This window comes from Actinoplanes sp. NPDC051405 (assembly GCF_055586185.1).
The window spans coordinates 152,475-171,278 of record NZ_JBVJIR010000012.1 but is presented as its reverse complement, the minus strand read 5'-3'; the positions used below and the strand labels follow the sequence as shown (position 1 = coordinate 171,278).

At 71.0% G+C, this 18,804-nt stretch carries 9 protein-coding genes; 5 read left to right on the top strand and 4 right to left on the bottom strand.

Features of this window, described 5'->3' with window-relative positions:
* Nucleotides 1-5 precede the first annotated feature (5 nt).
* The 4 genes from ACZ6S4_RS25485 (at nt 6) to ACZ6S4_RS25470 (ending at nt 9,802) form a co-directional block, all read left to right on the top strand.
* Nucleotides 6-1,616, top strand: a complete 1,611-nt coding sequence (locus ACZ6S4_RS25485; RefSeq protein ID WP_465477311.1) for a glycoside hydrolase family 13 protein — start codon at nt 6-8, stop codon at nt 1,614-1,616.
* A 42-nt stretch (nt 1,617-1,658) separates the two neighbouring features.
* On the top strand, nt 1,659-4,400 hold the full coding sequence (locus ACZ6S4_RS25480; RefSeq protein WP_465477310.1) for a discoidin domain-containing protein: 2,742 nt from the start codon (nt 1,659-1,661) through the stop codon (nt 4,398-4,400).
* A gap of 71 nt (nt 4,401-4,471) precedes the next feature.
* On the top strand, nt 4,472-8,299 hold the full coding sequence (locus ACZ6S4_RS25475) for a discoidin domain-containing protein (RefSeq protein ID WP_465477309.1): 3,828 nt from the start codon (nt 4,472-4,474) through the stop codon (nt 8,297-8,299).
* A 72-nt stretch (nt 8,300-8,371) separates the two neighbouring features.
* The gene (locus tag ACZ6S4_RS25470) at nt 8,372-9,802 is read left to right on the top strand and encodes a serine hydrolase domain-containing protein (RefSeq protein WP_465477308.1); all 1,431 of its coding nucleotides are present in this window, start codon (nt 8,372-8,374) and stop codon (nt 9,800-9,802) included.
* A gap of 11 nt (nt 9,803-9,813) precedes the next feature.
* Here ACZ6S4_RS25470 and ACZ6S4_RS25465 read toward each other — a convergent pair whose 3' ends face one another.
* The 4 genes from ACZ6S4_RS25465 to ppdK all read right to left on the bottom strand — a co-directional run bounded on the left by ACZ6S4_RS25465 (nt 9,814) and on the right by ppdK (nt 15,799).
* Nucleotides 9,814-10,035, bottom strand: a complete 222-nt coding sequence (locus tag ACZ6S4_RS25465) for a hypothetical protein (protein WP_360821719.1) — start codon at nt 10,033-10,035, stop codon at nt 9,814-9,816.
* 113 nt (nt 10,036-10,148) lie between these two features.
* On the bottom strand, nt 10,149-12,263 hold the full coding sequence (locus ACZ6S4_RS25460) for a bifunctional SulP family inorganic anion transporter/carbonic anhydrase (RefSeq protein WP_465477307.1): 2,115 nt from the start codon (nt 12,261-12,263) through the stop codon (nt 10,149-10,151).
* A 128-nt stretch (nt 12,264-12,391) separates the two neighbouring features.
* Entirely contained in the window at nt 12,392-13,084 is a 693-nt protein-coding gene (locus tag ACZ6S4_RS25455) for an SDR family NAD(P)-dependent oxidoreductase (RefSeq protein WP_465477306.1), read from the bottom strand.
* A gap of 27 nt (nt 13,085-13,111) precedes the next feature.
* Nucleotides 13,112-15,799 carry a pyruvate, phosphate dikinase gene (gene ppdK / locus ACZ6S4_RS25450; protein WP_465477436.1) on the bottom strand — a complete coding sequence of 896 codons (2,688 nt, stop codon included), beginning with the start codon at nt 15,797-15,799 and terminating at the stop codon, nt 13,112-13,114.
* Between the two features lie 344 nt (nt 15,800-16,143).
* Here ppdK and ACZ6S4_RS25445 point away from each other — a divergent pair, with 344 nt between their 5' ends.
* Nucleotides 16,144-18,738, top strand: a complete 2,595-nt coding sequence (locus tag ACZ6S4_RS25445; RefSeq protein ID WP_465477305.1) for a glutamate--cysteine ligase — start codon at nt 16,144-16,146, stop codon at nt 18,736-18,738.
* The last annotated feature ends 66 nt before the right edge of the window (nt 18,739-18,804 follow it).

Sequence of the window (18,804 nt, the reverse complement as noted above, 5' to 3'; positions counted from 1 at the left end):
TCATCGTGGCTAATTCCGACCAGGATCCCTGGTGGCGAGACGCCGTCATCTACCAGGTGTACCCGCGCAGCTTCGCCGACAGCGACGGCGACGGCATCGGGGACATCGACGGGATCCGCGCTCGCCTGGGCCACCTGTCGGACCTCGGCGTGGACGCGATCTGGATGAGCCCGTGGTACCCGTCCCCGATGGCCGACGCCGGCTACGACGTGGCCGACTTCCGCGACATCGACCCGGTCTTCGGCACGCTGGCCGGCGCCGAGGCGCTGATCACCGAGGCACACGCCGCCGGCATCCGGATGATCGTCGACATCGTGCCCAACCACATCTCCAGCGAGCACGTCTGGTTCTCCAAGGCGCTGGCCGATCCGGCTGCCCCGGAGCGGGAGCTGTTCTGGTTCCGGCCCGGGCGCGGGCCGGCCGGCGACGAGATGCCCACCGACTGGGTCGGCGAGTTCGGCGGCAGCACCTGGACCCGCACCACGAACCCGGACGGCACTCCCGGCGACTGGTACCTGCACCTGTTCACCCCGGAGCAGCCCGACCTCAACTGGGAGCACCCGACGGTGCGCGCCGAGTTCGAGGACATCCTGCGGTTCTGGTTCGACCGCGGCGTGGACGGCATCCGGATCGACTCGGCCGCCCTGCTGATCAAGGACCGGGACCTGCCGGCCGTGGTCGAGGGCCGGCCGCACCCGTTCCACGACCTGGACGAGGTGCACGACGTCTACCGGGCCTGGCGCCGGATCTCGGACAGCTACCCGGACCGGGCCCTGATCGGCGAGGTGTGGATGCCGGAGGTCGAGCGGTTCGCCAACTACCTGCGGCCGGACGAACTGCACGCGGCGTTCAACTTCGACTTCCTCGGCTGCGCGTGGGAGCCGGCGCTGATGCGCGAGTGCATCGACCGGACCCTCGACGCGCACCGGGCGATCGGCGCCCCGGCCACCTGGGTGCTGTCCAACCACGACGTCACCCGGCACGTCACCCGGTACGGCCGGCAGATGACCACCTTCAGCTTCGAGAACAACCTCGACGGCAGCCCGGTCGACCTGGAGCTCGGCACCCGGCGGGCCCGCGCCGCCGCGCTGCTGTCGCTGTCGCTGCCCGGCGCCACCTACGTCTACCAGGGCGAGGAACTGGGCCTCTGGGAGAACGAGAACATCCCGGTGGAGCAGCTCCAGGACCCGATGTGGGCCCGCCGCGGGCACAGCCGGGACGGCTGCCGGGTGCCGTTGCCGTGGAGCGGTGACGAGCCGCCGTTCGGCTTCTCCACCGCGACGCCGTGGCTGCCGCAGCCGCCGGAGTGGAAGGACCGCACGGTCCAGGCCCAGACCGGCGACCCGAGCTCGATGCTGGAGCTCTACCGCGGCGCGATCAAACTCCGCCGGGCCGAACCGGGTCTGCACACCGCCGATATGGCGTGGCTGAGCGTCGCCCCCGGGGTGCTCGCCTACACCCGGGGCCCTGAGTTCGCCTGTGTCCTCAACATGTCCGACGTCGCGGTCGCGCTGCCGGACCACCACCGATGCCTGCTCGCGAGCGGTCCGCTCGACGGTGACCTCCTCCCCCGGGACACCGCCGTCTGGCTGCACCTGCGCACCGAAAGGAAGTAAGCACCACCGAGGGGGCTTGGCCACCTGATGAAAGGGATCCCCATGGCCAACCGCACCGCCTACCTGTCCCTCGCGATACTCACCGCGGCGTCCGCCGTCACCGCCGTCATCGCCGGGGCGGCCTCCCCGGCCGCCGCGGCGGGACTGTCCCCCTTCGACATCCCCGGTCGCGGTGCCACCGTGCCGTTCACCGAGATCGAGGCGGAGAACGCCGCCACCACCGGCACCAGGACCGGCACCAGCCGCTACTACGGGCAGCTGTCCTCCGAGGCGTCCGGCCGCGAGGCTGTCGCCCTGGACAGCGCCGGCGAGTACGTCGAGTTCACCCTGACCAAGCCGGCCAACGCGGTGACGTTCCGCTACAGCCTGCCCGACGGCAACAACGGCGCCGGCCGGGACGCGACCATCGACGTCCGGGTCGGCAACGCGGTCGTCCGGACCGTGCCGGTGACCTCGAAGTACAGCTGGTTCTACGGCGGCTACCCGTTCAACAACAACCCGGGTGACACCAACCCGCACCACTTCTACGACGAGGCCCGGACCATGTTCGGGACCACGTACGCGGCCGGCACCAAGGTACGGCTCCAGGTCAGCTCCACCGCGCAGTCGCCCAGCTTCACCATCGACCTGGCCGACTTCGAGAACGTTCCGGACCCGATCGGCAAACCGGCCGGCGCGGTCGACGCCGTGGCCCAGTACGGCGCGGACCCGACCGGGGCCACCGACTCCACGGCGAAGATCCAGGCAGCCGTCAACGCCGGTGGCACCGTCTACCTCCCGCCGGGCAACTACACGCTGCACAGCCACGTCATCGTCGACCGGGTCAGCCTGGTCGGCGCCGGGCCCTGGTACACGGTGCTCGGCGGCCGGCACCCCACCCAGCGCAACCTGGCCGCCGGCATCTACGGCAAGTACAACGGCCAGGGCGGACCCAGCCAGAACGTCACGGTCAAGGACCTGGCGATCATCGGCGACATCCGGGAACGGGTCGACGACGATCAGGTCAACGCGTTCGGCGGGGCGATGTCCAACTCGACCATCGACAACGTGTGGATGCAGCACACCAAGGTCGGCGCCTGGATGGACGGCCCGATGGACCGGTTCACCATCAGGAACAGCCGGATCCTGGACCAGACCGCCGACGGCGTGAACTTCCACATCGGCGTCACCAACTCCACGGTCACCAACACCTTCGTCCGCAACACCGGCGACGACGGGCTGGCCATGTGGGCCGAGCGGGTCCCGAACGTGGGCAACTCCTTCACCCGCAACACCGTGGTCGCGCCGATCCTGGCCAACAACCTGGTCAGCTACGGCGGCCGAGACATCGTGATGACCGACAACGTCGTCTCGGACACGGTGACCAACGGCGGCGGCATCCACGTCGCCAACCGCTACCCCGGCGTGAACGGCGCGACCGGCGTGCAGGGCACCTGGACACTGGCCCGCAACACCCTGATCCGGGCCGGCAACTCCGACTACAACTGGAACTTCGGGGTCGGGGCGATCTGGTTCTCCGCGCTCAACGAGGCGTTCCAGAACCCGACGATCAACATCACCGACACCGACATCCTGGACAGCTCGTACGCGGCGCTGATGTGGATCGAGGGCCAGACCAACGGCATCCACTTCGACAACGTGAACATCCAGGGCGCGGGCACGTACGCGCTCCAGGTGCAGGCGCCCAGCCAGGTGAGCTTCAACAACGTCCGGGCGAGCGGCATCGCCCAGCCCAAGCCCATGCACAACTGCGTCGGCCCGGGCTTCCACATCACCCGGACCGGCACCAACACCGGCTGGTTCACCGACGCCCCGGACTGCGGCCCGTGGCCGGCCCCGCAGTGGGGTAACACCACCACGCCACCGACCACTCCACCGACAACTCCCCCGGCCACCACGCCTCCCGCCAGTGGAAATCTCGCGCAGGGCAAGGCCGTCACCACCTCCAGCACCTCCGGCGGCTTCATCGGGGCCAACGCGGTCGACGGGAACGCGGCCACGTACTGGGAGAGCGCCAATGGCTCCTTCCCGCAGACGTACACGGTGGACCTGGGCTCCTCGCAAACCGTCGGCCGGCTGGTCCTGAAGCTGCCACCGGGCTGGGAGACCCGCTCCCAGACCATCGCCGTGGCGGGTTCCACCGACGGGTCGTCCTACTCGTCGCTGGTCGGCGCGACCGGCTACTCCTTCAACCCTTCCTCCGGCAACACCACGACGATCAACCTGCCGGCCGGGAGCCGTCGCTACCTGCGCCTGACGTTCTCGGCCAACACCGGCTGGCCCGCCGGTCAGCTGGCGGAACTGGAGGCCTACGCGAGCGGTGGCACGACCACGCCGCCGCCCACCACGACCCCGCCGGCTCCGACCGGGAACCTCACCGCCGGCCGGCCGGTCACCGCGAGCAGCCAGGCGGACGTCTACACGCCCGCCAACACCGTCGACGGCAACGCGAACACCTACTGGGAGAGCAGCAGCAACGCCTTCCCGCAGTCGCTGACGGTGGACCTGGGCCAGGCCCGTTCGGTCTCCCGGGTGGTGCTCAAGCTGCCGCCCGCGGCCGCCTGGGCCACCCGGACCCAGACCCTGGCCGTGCTGGGCTCGGCCGACGGCTCGTCCTACAGCACCGTCAAGGCATCCGCCGGCTACACGTTCAACCCGTCCTCCGGTAACACCGCGACCGTCGCCTTCCCCGCGACCTCGCAGCGCTACCTGCGGCTGACGTTCACCGGCAACACCGGCTGGCCCGCGGGCCAGATCTCCGAGTTCGAGGCCTACACCTCGTAGCGAGCCGGGGAGGGCGGGACCCACCGAGCCCGCCCTCCCCGATCCCCCACCCAAGAAGGGCGCGCTCCCACATGTCCAGAGTCAGAAAGCTGCTAGCCGCCGCCATAGCCACCACCCTGATCCAGCTCGTCCTGCCCGCCTCCTCCGCCGCCGCGGCCGGCCCGAACCTGGCCGCCGGCAAGACGTTCACCGCCAGCAGCGTCGCCGACGTGTACGGCGCCGGCAACGCGGGCGACGGCAACGCGAACACGTACTGGGAAAGCCAGAACAACGCCTTCCCGCAGTGGCTGCAGGTGGACCTGGGCGCGTCCGTCAGCGTCAACCAGGCCGTCCTCAAGCTGCCGCCGGCCGCCGCCTGGCAGACCCGTACCCAGACCCTCACCGTGCAGGGCAGCACCACCGGCTCCGCCTTCGCCGACCTGAAGGCGAGCGCCGGCTACACCTTCAACCCGGCCTCGGGCAACACCGTGACCATCGACTTCGGCGCGGCCACCGCCCGCTACCTGCGGCTGAGCATCACCGGCAACTCGGGCTGGCCGGCCGGGCAGATCTCCGAGCTCGAGGTGTACGGCCCCACCGCCGGTGACACCCAAGCGCCCTCCGCACCCGGCGGACTGGCCCTCAGCCAGCCGGCCGGTGGGCAGATCCGGCTCACCTGGAACGCGTCCACCGACAACGTGGGCGTGACCGGCTACGAGGTCTACGCCAACGGCACCCTGCGCACCACCGTGGCCGGCAACGTGCTGACCTATCTGGACAACCAGCCCGACAGCGCCACGGTCGCGTACCACGTGCGGGCCCGGGACGCCGCCGGCAACGCGTCCGGCAACAGCAACACGGTCACCCGTACCGGGCAGGGCGGGGACAACACCGCGCCGTCCACGCCGGGCACGCTGTCCTACACCCAGCCGGCCGCCGGGCAGATCCGGCTCGCCTGGGGCGCGTCCAGCGACAACGTCGGCGTGACCGGCTACAGCGTCTACGCCAACGGCGCGCTGAAGACGACCGTCACCGGGCTCAGCTACACCGACAGCCAGCCCGAGAGCGCGACGGTGTCGTACTACGTCAAGGCCCGCGACGCGGCCGGCAACGAGTCGGCGGCGAGCAACACGGTGACCCGTACCGGCACGGTGACCAACGGGACCAACCTGGCGGTGGGCAAGCCGATCGAGGCGTCCTCGTCGATCTTCACCTTCGTGGCCGCCAACGCCAACGACAACGACACCGCCACCTACTGGGAGGGCAGCGCGTATCCGGCGAACCTGACCGTCAAGCTGGGCGCCAACGCCACCACCCAGTCCGTGGTGGTCAAGCTCAACCCCGACACCGCGTGGGGCACCCGGCAGCAGACCTTCTCGGTCCAGGGACGGGAGCAGAGTGCCACCGGCTTCACCACGCTCGTCGGCTCAGCGACGTACACCTTCAACCCGGGCACCGGCAACACGGTGACCGTGCCGGTGAGCGCGACCGCCGCGGACATCCGGCTGAGCTTCACCGCCAACACCGGCGCGCCGAGCGGCCAGGTCGCGGAGTTCCAGGTGATCGGCAACCCGGCGCCGAACCCGGACCTCACGGTGACGGGCCTGTCGGCCTCGCCGGCCTCGCCGGTCGAGACCGACACGGTGACCCTTTCGGCCACCGTGCGCAACGCGGGCACCGCGGCCAGTCCGGCCAGCAACGTCAACTTCTACCTGGGTACGGCCAAGGTCGGCACCGCGAACGTGGGCGCCCTCGCGGCCGGAGCTTCCGCCACGGTCACGGCGGCCATCGGCGCGCGCAACGCCGGCACCTACGTCGTCAGCGCGAAGGTCGACGAGGCGAACACGGTCGTCGAGCAGAACGACGCGAACAACTCCTACACCAGCCCCACCAACCTGGTGGTGGCCCCGGTGAGCAGCTCGGACCTGGTCGCCTCCGTGGTGAGCTGGTCGCCGGGCAACCCGTCCGCGGGTCAGACGGTCACCTTCTCCGTGACCATCAGGAACGAGGGCACCCAGGCCTCGGCGGCCGGCGCGCACGGGATCACCGTGACCGTGCTCTCCGACTCGGGCGCCACGATCCGGACGCTGACCGGCTCCTACTCGGGCACCCTGGCGGCCGGCGCGTCCTCGCCGGCGATCAACCTGGGCACCTGGACCGCCGTCAACGGCAAGTACACCGTACGGACCGTGCTCGCCGACGACGGCAACGAACTGCCGGTCAAGCGGGCCAACAACACCAGCGAGAAGCCGTTCTTCGTCGGTCGCGGCGCGAACATGCCGTACGACATGTACGAGGCCGAGGACGGCCAGACCGGTGGCGGCGCCGCCGTGGTCGGCCCGAACCGTACCGTCGGTGACCTGGCCGGTGAGGCGTCCGGCCGTAAGGCCGTCACGCTCAACTCGACCGGCAGCTACGTGCAGTGGACGACCCGGGCCAGCACCAACACCCTGGTGGCCCGCTTCTCCATCCCGGACAACACCACCAGCTCGATCAACGTCTACGTCAACGGCACGCTGAACAGGACTTTGCCGCTCACCTCGAAGTACGCGTGGCTCTACGGCAACGAGACGGCGCCGCAGAACTCCGGCACGGGCCCGCGCCACATCTACGACGAGGCGAACATCATGCTCGCCGGCACGGTGGCCGCCGGCAGCGTCATCAAGCTGCAGAAGGATTCCGGCAACGGCGGCAACATCGCGATCGACTTCATCAACACCGAGCAGGTCGCGCCGGTGGCCAACCCGAACCCGGCCACGTACGTGGTGCCGGCCGGCTTCGACCAGCAGTCGGTGCAGGCGGCGTTCGACGCGGCCCGGATGGACAGCGGCAAGACCGGCGTCTACCTGCCCGCCGGTGACTACCAGACCTCGAACAAGTTCCAGGTGTACGGCAAGGCGATCCAGGTCGTCGGGGCCGGCCCCTGGTACACGAGATTCCGTACGCCGGAGAACCAGACGGAGACCGACGCCGGGTTCCGCGCCGAGGCCTCGGCCAACGGCTCCACGTTCAAGAACTTCGCGTTCTTCGGCAACTACACGATCCGCCAGGACGGCCCGGGCAAGGTCTTCGACCTGTCCAACGTCTCGAACATCACCATCGACAACATCTGGGCCGAGCACACGGTCTGCCTCTACTGGGGCGCGAACACCGACCGCATGACGATCAAGAACTCGCGGATCCGCAACCTGTTCGCCGACGGCGTCAACATGACCAACGGCAGCACCGACAACCTGGTCGACAACAACGACGCGCGGGCCACCGGCGACGACAGCTTCGCGCTGTTCTCGGCGATCGACGCGGGCGGCTCCGACGAGATCAACAACGTCTACTCCAACCTGTCCAGCACGCTGACCTGGCGCGCCGCGGGCATCGCGGTCTACGGCGGATACGCCAACACCTTCAAGAACATCTACATCGCGGACACCCTGGTCTACTCGGGCATCACGATCAGCTCGCTGGACTTCGGCTATCCGATGAACGGCTTCGGCGCCGACCCGCCGACCGTGTTCGACAACATCTCGATCGTGCGGGCGGGCGGCCACTTCTGGGGCGCCCAGGTGTTCCCGGCGATCTGGGTCTTCTCCGCGTCGAAGGTCTTCCAGGGCATCCGGGTGAGCAACGTCGACATCGTCGACCCGACCTACTCGGGCATCATGTTCCAGACCAACTACACGTGCCCGACCTGCCCGCAGAACCCGATCAAGGACACCGTCTTCACCAACGTCTCGATCACCGGGGCGCAGAGGAGCGGTGACGCGTACGACGCCAAGTCCGGCTACGGCATCTGGGCCAACCCGATGCCGGAGAGCGGGCAGGGGCCGGCGGTCGGCTCGGCCACCTTCACCAACCTGCGCCTGAGCAACAATTTCAAGGACATCGAGAACCCGACCAGCACGTTCACCATCGTCCGCAACTAGCCACCGCGACGAGAGGGGGCCCGCACCGATAATGGTGCGGGCCTCACGCGTACGCCTTGTTAGGGTGCCCCGGTGCCCTCCCACCGCGCGCTGCTGCCACGATCGACGCCGGCCGCGTCGGGGGTGTCGTCCCGCGCGATCGGCGCGCTGCTGGACCGGCTCGAAGCGCGGTCCGTCGAGGTGCACTCCCTCATGGTGGTGCGGCACGGTCACGTCGTCGCCGAGGGCTGGTGGGCGCCGTACGCGGCCGGCCGCCCGCACCTGCTCTACTCGCTGACCAAGTCGTTCACCTCGGTCGCCGTGGGGCTCGCGATCGCCGACGGGCTGCTCTCGCTCGGCGACCGGGTGGTGGACGTGCTGCCCGATCACGTACCGGCCGGCCTCTCCGAGCAGGGCCGCCGGCTCACGGTGCACCACCTGCTGTCCATGACGACCGGGCACACCATGGACAGCCTCACCGAGGCCTGGGAGCTGGAGCCGGGCGACCTGGTCAAGGGCTTTCTGCGCGTGCCCTTCCCGGAGCCCGAGGGGAGCCGGCACGCCTACGACAACGCGACCACCGGCGTCCTGGCCCGGATCGTGGAACGGGTCACCGGCCGCGGTCTGCCCGAGCTGCTCGACGAGCGTCTCTTCCACCCGATGGGCATCGAGCACGCCGAGTGGGACCGGTTGTCCAGTGGCGCCGCCTTCGGCTTCCACGGACTGCATCTCACGACCGAGGCCGTCGCCGCGTTCGGCCAGCTGCTGTTGCACGGAGGCGCCTGGGGCGACCGGCAGCTGATCCCGCGCGCCTGGGTCGACCTCGCGACCAGCTGGCACATCGCGACCCAGCAGGACGCGGATCTCCTGCCGAATCCCGACGGACTGGCCGGGTACGGCTACCAGTTCTGGATGTCGCGGCACGGTTACCGCGGTGAAGGCGCCTACGGACAGCTGTGCGTGGTCGTCCCGGCCCACGATCTCGTGGTCGCTGTGACCGGGGGCGGCGATCCCCACCAGGAGATGCCCGGCGCATTGTGGGAGCTGCTGCTGCCCGGCCTGGACAACCCGGGAAGCGCCCGGGACGACGAGGTCCTCGCCGAGCGGCTGGGCCGGCTGTCGTTCCCGCCGCCGCCCGGTTCGGCCGACCCGTCCCGTTCCACCACGGCCGACGTCGACGCCTCGGCCGAGGGTTCGGCTCTGCCCGACGGCACCACGGTGACCGTCGAGCCGGTGGACGACGGGTGGCATCTGCAGCTCGGGCCTTCGCTCAAGCTCGCGGCCGGTCACGGTGACTGGCGGGAGAGCTCTCCGCTCGGCCGTCCGGTCGTCGCCGCCGGCGCCTGGCAGGGCGACACGTTCGTCGCCGATCTCTTTGTCATCACCGGCCCGCACCGGGTCCGGCTGGTGCTCGACGCCGGCGCCGGCACAGCCCTGGCCACGTGGAGCACCGTACCCCTGACCACCTCGGACCTGAGGTTGCACCTGCGGTCACCGCTGATGACCCGGCCCGACGTCGCCTAGGAGTGCCGGGCTCAGACAGCGCGGATGCGGCCGAGGCCGGCCAGGCGGACGAAGATGCGGCGCCGGGCCACCGCGCGGCCACGGTTGTCGAGCTGGTAGCCGTCCAGCCAGACCCAGCCCGCGTACGTCGGCCGCGCGTCCACCGCCACCACCCGGAACGTGAAGCCGAGCCGCCCGGCGAACTGCACGCTCGCCGCCCGGCCGACGACCACCACGTCGCCGGCACTGACCATCCGCTCGAGAGCCGCCACGTCTGTCACCTCCGGGTGGGTGACGCCCCGATCAACTCTGTTCCGTCCGGGCCCGCAGCTCAATGGCCCGTACGGATGTGGCACAAAGTTGTCACTCAAAGTGCAGAAACCGGGCTCCGGACGCCGTCGGCCACGTTGTACATCCGCGCCTCGGCCAGGTCGAAGTAGAGGCCGGTGAGCTCCAGCCGGCCCTCCTCGACCGCCCGCCGCACGCTCGGGTACGTCCGCAGGTTGGCCAGCTGCCGCTCCACGTTGGCGGCGATGCACTCGTCCTCGTGGGCCCGGCCGGTGAGGTCCGTCCCGGCGGAGGCCAGCCACGAGCCCAGCGCCGTGTCCGGGCCCGCCGCGCCGTCCATCATCGCCCGCACCGCGCCGCAGCCCGAGTGCCCGCAGACGGTGATCGTCGCGACGCCGAGCACGTCCACGGCATACTCGATGCCCGCCCCGACCGAGGAGTCGCCGGTGCCGTGGGCCGGGACGATGTTGCCGACGTTGCGCAGGCAGAACAGGTCACCCGGCCCGCTGGTGGTGATCATGTTGGGCACCACCCGGGAGTCGGCGCAGGTGATGAACAGCTGTTCCGGGCGCTGACCCTCGCGGGCCAGCCCGGCCAGGTGCGGGCGGACCAGCGGGGCGACGCTGCGCTCGAACTCGTCGATGCCCGCGGCCATCGCGTCGCGGCGCTGCTCGTTCAAGGAGATCCACTGGGCCCACGAGCCGAGGAAGCGGGGCAGCCGGCCGGGCTGGGAACGGTTCACGCCGAGCCGGCCGGAGGTGGCCCGGTGGAACCAGCTGTCGTGGACCTCCTCGATGTGCACCCGGCCGCCGCCGCGCTCGTAGGCGTCCCGCCAGTCCTGGATCGTCTCGAACGCGCCGTGGTCCAGGTAGTCCAGGTGCAGCTCCAGCGCGACGGACTCGCCGGGCGGCACCGCGGCGAGCTCCCGCGCGACCCGGCCGGAACCGATGAAGGCCAGCGTGCCGGTGATGACCACGAGCCACCGTCCCGGCGCGGGCGACGAGCGGTGGATCTCGCAGCGGGCCAGCCGGGCCAGCATCAGCAGCACGGCCGTGGCCATGCCCAGCGCCACCCCGGTGAGCAGGTCGGTGAAGATCACCCCCAGGGCGGTGACCAGGTACGTCGGCAGCTCCCGGTGCCGCACGTACGCCTTGATCTGGGCCATGCTGACCAGCCGCAGCCCGACCACCACCAGCACCCCGGCCAGCGCGGAGAGGGGGATCTGTTCCAGCAGCCCGGCGAAGAGCAGCACGCAGACCGCGATCCAGCAACCGTGCAGCACGGCTGACGCCCGGGTCCGGGCGCCGGCGGCGACGTTGGTGGAACTGCGCACGATGACGCCGGTGACCGGCAGCCCGCCGAGCGCCCCGGACACGGTGTTCGCGGCGCCCTGGGCCAGCAGCTCACGGTTGAGGTCGGCCCGCTTGCCGTTGTGCAGCTTGTCCACGGCCACGGCGGACAGCAGCGACTCGACGCTGGCGACCAGCGCGATGGTCAGCACGATGCCGGCCACCTGCAGCGGCGGCGCGTCCGGCCAGCGGGGAAAGGTCAGCTCGTCCAGCGGACGGTCCGGCAGCTCCACCCGGGCGATGTCCAGCCCCGCCAGCGCCGCGGTCGCGGTGGCCACGGCGACCGCGATCAGGGCACCGGGCAGCAGCGAGATCTTCACGAAGCGCGGCCAGATCAGCAAAATCGCGATGGTGAGCACGCCGATGCCGATCGAGACGCCGTGGTTGCCGGCGATCTGGGCGGGCAGGTCGCGCAGGTTGCGCCAGGCGGAGCTCTGCGGGTCCCCGCCCAGCACCACGTGCACCTGGCTGAGCGCGATAACGATGCCGATCCCGGCGAGCATGCCGTGCACCACGGCCGGTGAGAGCGCGAGCGCGGCCCGGCCCAGCCGGGACACGCCGAGCACGATCTGCACGAGGCCGGCGAGCGCCACCACCGCCGTCGTCCCGGCCCAGCCCAGCTCGGCCACCGCCCCCGCGACGATCACCGTGAGGCCGGCGGCCGGGCCGCTGACCTGCAACGGAGAGCCGCTGAGGGCGCCCGCGACGATGCCGCCGACCACCGCCGCGATCAGACCGGCGAGCAGCGGGGCCCCGGAGGCGGCGGCGATCCCGAGCGACAACGGGATGGCGATGAGGAAGACGACGATGGAGGCGGGTACGTCGTGTCGCAGCAAGGTGCGCATCGGCGCGGTGGTCCCTTCCCGAATCTCTGCGAATAAGCTCGCAATAGGGGCATTTCGGGCCACCCTAGTGTGGCCACGTGAACGCGCCGTTACAGATTCGCCCCTCAGGCCACACTCTCAGTCACTTCTCAGCGAGCTCGGCGAGCGCCGATCCGGGCGATCGGCGCCGCCGCCCGCACGAGCAGGGCCATCCGCCGCGGGTACGAGACGACCGCCGGCCGGGTCCGCACGCAGCGCATCAGCACCTCGACCGCCCGGTCCACCGTGATCATCATCGGCTTCACCGGTCCCTTGGCCATCTTGGTGTCGACGAAGCCGAACCGCACGGTGCTGACCGCCACCCCGCGCGGGCGCAAGGTGGCACCCAGCGCGAGCAGGTACGCCGACATGCCCGCCTTCGACGCCGCATAGCCCGGAGCCTGCGGGGTGATGAGCGCGTCGGCGAGGCTGGACAGGCCGACGAGGTGCCCGCCGCCGGCCGCCAGCAGATGCGGCACGACCACCTCGACCGTCCTGGCGACACCGAGCAGGTTCACCTCGATGGCCCGGGTCTGCGCCGCGAGGTCGTCGAGGTCGAGCAGGTCACCGACCCCGGCGGCGTAGACGCACAGGTCGACGTGGCCCGCGGCGGTCAGCGCCCGGGAAAGCTCCTGCGGGTAGTCGGCGGCGGTGACATCGGCCGCCACGTGCACGTACCGGTCGTGCTCGATCGTGGCGGACCGCCGGGACAGGCCGGTGACCGCCCAGCCGTCGCTGAGCAGTCGCCGGGTCAGCGCCAGTCCGATGCCGTCGGTGTTGCCGATGATGATCGCGTGTCGCACGGCCCGGGAGCCTACGCGCCGGCGGCGTCAGCGGCTGTCCGAATCCCCCGCGGTGATCGCCGCCCGGCCCGCCTCCAGCCGCGCGACCGGCACCCGGAACGGTGAGCAGGAGACGTAGTCCAGACCCACCTCGTGGAAGAAGTGCACCGACTCCGGGTCACCGCCGTGCTCGCCGCAGACGCCCAGCTTCAGGTCGGGCCGCACCGCCCGGCCCTCCTCGGCCGCGATCCGGATCAGCCGGCCGACGCCGTCGCGGTCGATCGACTCGAACGGCGAGATGCCGAAGATGCCCAGCTCCAGGTAGCGCCAGAAGAACGCGCCCTCGACGTCGTCGCGGGAGAAACCCCAGCCCATCTGGGTGAGGTCGTTGGTGCCGAAGGAGAAGAAGTCGGCCGCCTCGGCGATCTGCCCGGCGGTCAGCGCGGCCCGCGGCACCTCGATCATCGTGCCGATCAGCACCCGTACGCCGGTGCCGGCCACGACCTCGGCCACGATCTGCTCGCACTCGCGGCGAACCGTCTCCAGCTCCTGTACGGCGCCGACCAGCGGCACCATGATCTCCGGGTGCGGGTCCAGGCCCTCGCCGGCCAGCTGCACCGCCGCCTCGGTGATCGCCCGGACCTGCATCGCGAACAACCCGGGAATGACCAGGCCCAGGCGTACGCCGCGCAGGCCGAGCATCGGGTTCTGCTCGTGCATCCGGCGTACCGCGTCGAGCAGCTCGGCGTCCTCGGCGTGGTCCTCGCCGCGTTCGCGGGCCACGGCCACGTTGACGGCGAGCTCCTCCAGCGACGGCAGGAATTCGTGCAGCGGCGGGTCGATCAGCCGTACGGTCACCGGCAGCCCGTCCATGGCCCGGAACAGGTCCACGAAGTCCGCCCGCTGCAACGGCAGCAACGCGGCCAGCGCGTCCGCCCGCTCGCTGGGCGTCGCCGCCAGGATCAGCCGCTCGACCAGCTCGCGCCGGTCGCCGAGGAACATGTGCTCGGTCCGGCAGAGCCCGATGCCCTCGGCCCCGAAGCGCCGGGCCCGGGCCGCGTCGTCAGCGGTGTCGGCGTTGGTGCGCACGGCCAGCGCCCGCGCGGCGTCGGCGTGCGAGATGATCTGATGGACGGCCTCGACCAGCGGATCGTCGACCTCTTCCGGGGTCAGCGTGCCCTCGAAGTACTGCACGACCTCGGACGGGCGCACCGGCACCGCGCCCAGGTAGACGATGCCCGTGGTGCCGTCCACCGAGAGCACGTCCCCCTCGGCGACCGTCCGGCCGGCCACGGTGAAGCGGTCCGCGGCGATCTCCAGCGAGTCGGCGCCGCAGACGCAGGTGCGGCCCATCCCGCGGGCTACCACCGCGGCGTGGCTGGTCTTGCCGCCGCGGGCGGTGAGGATGCCCTGAGCGGCGATCATGCCGGACAGGTCCTCCGGGTTGGTCTCCCGGCGCACCAGGATGACCTGCTCACCGGCGGCCGCCAGCTCGACGGCCCGCGCCGCGCTGAAGACCGCCTTACCGACTGCCGCACCCGGCGACGCACCGATGCCCTTGGTCAGCGCGACCGGTTCAGTCTCCAGGTCGAAACGGGGGAACATCAGCTGGGCGAGCTGCGCCCCGGAGACCCGGCGCAGCGCCTCGTCCCGATCGATCATGCCCTCGTTGACGAGCTGAGCGGCGATCCGGAAGGCGGCGCCCGCGGTGCGCTTGCCGACCCGGGTCTGCAGCATCCACAGCTTGCCGCGCTCGATCGTGAACTCGATGTCGCACAGGTCCCGGTAGTGGCCCTCCAGCTTGGCCATGATCCCCAGCAGCTCCTCGTACGAGCGAGGGTCGAGGGTGGCCAGCTCCTGCAGCGGGACGGTGTTGCGGATGCCGGCCACGACGTCTTCACCCTGGGCGTTGGCCAGGTAGTCGCCGTAGATGCCCTGGGCGCCGCTGGCCGGGTCGCGGGTGAACGCCACGCCGGTGCCGGAGTCCGCGCCGAGGTTGCCGAAGACCATCGCGACCACGTTCACGGCCGTGCCGAGATCCGCCGGAATGCGTTCCTGGCGGCGGTAGAGAACCGCCCGCTCGGCATTCCAGGAACGGAACACGGCGGCCATCGCCAATTCCATCTGTTCGCGCGGATCCTGCGGGAAGTCGTAGCCGGTGTGCTTGGCGAAAATGTATTTGTAGCGATCCACCAGGGCCCGCAGATCATCGGCGTCCAGATGCAGATCATCGGTCGCGCCGCGGTTGTTCTTGGCCTCGTCCAGGGCCGCGGAGAATTCCTCGCCGGGTACGTCGCAGACCGTTTTGCCGAACATCTGGATCAGCCGGCGGTACGAGTCCCAGGCGAACCGGTCGTTGCCGCCGGCCTGCGCCGCGAGCCCCACCACGCTGGCGTCGTTGAGCCCGACGTTGAGCACCGTCTCCATCATGCCGGGCATCGAGAAGGCCGCCCCGGAACGTACCGAGACCAGCAGCGGATCGCCGGGGTCGCCGAGCCGCCGGCCCATCGTGGACTCCAGCGCGGCAAGATGCTCGTCGATCTCCCCGGCCAGCCCGGCGGGGTTGCTGCCGGTCGCCAGGTAGGCCTGGCAGGCCCGGGTGGTGATCGTGAATCCGGCCGGCACCGGCAGCCCCAGACGGGTCATCTCGGCCAGGTTGGCACCCTTGCCGCCGAGCAGCTCCTTGAGCCCCCGATGACCTTCCGCAAAATCGTAGACGTACTTCTCGCCGGCCATTGTCACGACTGCCTCCCCTTCAGGTGATGCGTCATCGAACGCCTGCGCTCGAACGTTCGTTAATGGTGTCCGGAGAGTAGGGGGCGCGCCACCGGCCGCCATAGCACCGGTGAGTAATTGCACAAGCGCAAGCGCGCTCGGGCTCAGTGAACCGGTTTTTCGCGCAGCCGCGAGCACGATCGCGCACGCCGCGTCGAGCTTGCGAGCATCGGGCTGTGGGCGGGCGAGCATCGGGGTGTCAGGATCGTCATGCTTGGTCGGCGCCGGAAATGGGCACGTCACAGGTTCGGTACATGAGCTGGCAAGGCTCCGGACAACGGACGAGGACATAGGCGGTCGCAGGCATGACGGAGTCACTCAGGGTCTCGGAGGACGACGGCGCGAAGGAGGCGGACAGCAGCACCGGCACCGAGCTCACCCTCGGTGTCGAGGAGGAGTTGCACGTCGTCGATCTCAAGACCAGGGAGCTCGTGCCACGGGCCCCGGAGGTGCTCGACCAGCTCGACGAGGCGCATTTCTCGGCCGAGCTGCACCGGTCGGTGGTGGAGACGAACACCCCGGTGGCGGCCACGCTGGACGAGCTGCGCGACGGGATCGTGTCGCTGCGCCGCCGGGCCATCGGTGTCGCCGAGTCGCTCGGCCTCGGCCTGGTCGCCGCGGGCACGGTCCCGCTGGTCGACCTCGACTCCCTGCCGGTCACCCCCACCTCGCGGTACCGCCGGATGCTCGACGAATACCAGATGCTGGCCCGCGAGCAGCTCATCTGCGGCGCCCAGGTGCACGTCGGCGTCCCCGACCGCGACGAGGCGGTGTCGATCGCCCAGCGGGTCGCCCCGGCGCTGCCGGTGCTGCTCGGGCTGTCCGCCAGCTCCCCGTACTGGATGGGTGAGGACAGCGGCTACGCCAGCGTCCGCTCGCTGGTCTGGCTGCGCTGGCCGACCGCCGGCGACAGCGGCGTGGTGACCTCGGCCGCCGACCACGACGCCCTGGTGGCCGACCTGATCGCGTCCGGCACGATCACCGACCCGAAGATGGTCTACTTCGACGTCCGTCCCTCGGCCCACCTGCCGACCGTGGAGCTGCGCGTCACCGACTCCAGCCCCGACGCCGACACCGTGGTGCTGCTGGCCGGGCTGTTCCGCGGGCTCGTGCTGCGGGCCCGGCAGGACTACCGCGCGGGCAGGCCGATCGAGGTGATCCGGCCCCCGCTGCACCGCGCCGCGATGTGGCGGGCCGCCCGGTCCGGTCTGGAGGGCGACCTGCTCGACCTGCCCCGCTCCCCCGTGCCGGTGCCCGCGGCGGTCGCCGTCGAGCGGCTCATCGCCGAGCTGCGGCCCCAGCTGGAGGAGCTCGGCGACTGGGAGCAGGTCTTCGACCTGTCCGTGCAGGCGCTCAGCCGGGGCAGCTCCGCGGCCCGCCAGCGCCGCGCGATGACCCGCCGCGGCCGCATCTCCGACGTGGTCGACCTGGTCATCGCCGACACCCGGGGCGGCGCGACCGGCATCGGCCCGGGCGGGCAGACCGTCCCGGCCGGGCTCACCCCGTACGCGGTGGCCGGTGACGAGGCGTTCCCGGACGGCGACGTCATGCCGGACTACCAGGGAATCGTCAACGTGCTCAGCGCACTCGGCCCGGCCGGGCTGCGCCGCCGCGAGGACGTCAGGGACGACGAGCAGCGCGCCCGCGGCATCACCTTCAGCGTGGCCGGTGAGGCGGCGACCCGGCTGTTCCCGTTCGACCTGGTCCCCCGGCTGGTCCCCGCGGCCGACTGGCGGGAGCTGCGGACCGGCCTGATCCAGCGGGTCCGCGCGCTGGACGCGTTCGTCAACGACGTCTACACCGACCGCGTGGTGGTCAAGGACGGCATCGTGCCGGAGTGGGTCATCGACGGCTCCCCGGAGCTGCGCCCCAGCGGCGCCCTGGTCAGCCGGCCGGGCGTCCGCGCCCAGGTGGCCGGCGTGGACCTGGTCCGCGACGGCGAGGGCAACTGGTGCGTGCTGGAGGACAACCTGCGGGTGCCCTCCGGCATCGGGTACGCGATGCAGAACCGCCGGCTCACCGAGAGCGTGCTGCCGGAGCTGCCCCGCCCCGACGACCTGCTCAGCATCGAGGAGACCCCGCGGTTGCTGCTGCGGGCGCTGCTCGACGCGGCCGGCCCGGCGGCGGGCGACAACCCGGCGGTGGTGGTGCTCAGCCAGGGCCCGGACGACTCGGCCTGGTTCGAGCACCGGATGCTGGCCGAGGAGATGGGCGTCCCGCTGGTCCGCAGCACCGAGCTGCTGGTCGACGAGGGCCGGGTGCACCGCGTCCGCAACGGCCGCAAGTTTCCGGTCGACGTGATCTATCTGCGGATGGGCGAGGACAGCCTGGTGCACTCGCCCGGCGCGGACGGCATGCCGCTGGGCCCGAGCCTGGTCACCGCCCTGCACGCGGACACCGTGGTGCTGGCCAACGCCCTGGGCAACGGCATCGGCGATGACAAGGCCGTGTACGCGTACGTGCCCCGGCTGATCGAGTACTACCTGGGCGAGAAGCCGCTGCTGGCCGACGTGCCGACGTACCTGTGCGGCATCCCGGAGCAACGCGAGCAGGTGCTCGGCCGGCTGGAGGAGCTGGTCTGCAAGCCGGTCGACGGCTACGGCGGCGACCGGATCGTGATCGGCCCGCACGCCTCGCCCGAGGACATCGCCGCGGTCCGCCGGCAGATCCGCACCGCACCGCACCGCTGGGTGGCCCAGGAGGTCGTCGACCTCTCCACCCACCCGGTCTTCGACGGCCACCAGCTAGCCCCGCGCCACGTGGACCTGCGCGCGTTCGTCTTCACCGGCAGCCAGTCGGTGGTCGCGCCGGCCGCGCTGACCCGGGTCGCCCCGGCCGGCAGCATGATCGTCAACTCCTCGCGCGGTGGCGGTTCCAAGGACACGTGGCTGTTCGGGTAGAGCTGGCTCTTCGGGTAAGAGCGTTACTGGCGCGATACACAATCGAAACGGGAGCAGCACACCCTG

What these genes read in the sequence shown, in the direction of transcription:
- ACZ6S4_RS25475 (WP_465477309.1), top strand. Translation starts at nt 4,472, where the DNA reads ATGTCCAGAGTCAGAAAGCTGCTAGCCGCCGCCATAGCCACCACCCTG.
- ppdK (WP_465477436.1), bottom strand. Translation starts at nt 15,799, where the DNA reads ATGGCCGGCGAGAAGTACGTCTACGATTTTGCGGAAGGTCATCGGGGG.
- ACZ6S4_RS25480 (WP_465477310.1), top strand. Translation starts at nt 1,659, where the DNA reads ATGGCCAACCGCACCGCCTACCTGTCCCTCGCGATACTCACCGCGGCG.
- ACZ6S4_RS25445 (WP_465477305.1), top strand. Translation starts at nt 16,144, where the DNA reads ATGACGGAGTCACTCAGGGTCTCGGAGGACGACGGCGCGAAGGAGGCG.
- ACZ6S4_RS25460 (WP_465477307.1), bottom strand. Translation starts at nt 12,263, where the DNA reads ATGCGCACCTTGCTGCGACACGACGTACCCGCCTCCATCGTCGTCTTC.
- ACZ6S4_RS25465 (WP_360821719.1), bottom strand. Translation starts at nt 10,035, where the DNA reads ATGGTCAGTGCCGGCGACGTGGTGGTCGTCGGCCGGGCGGCGAGCGTG.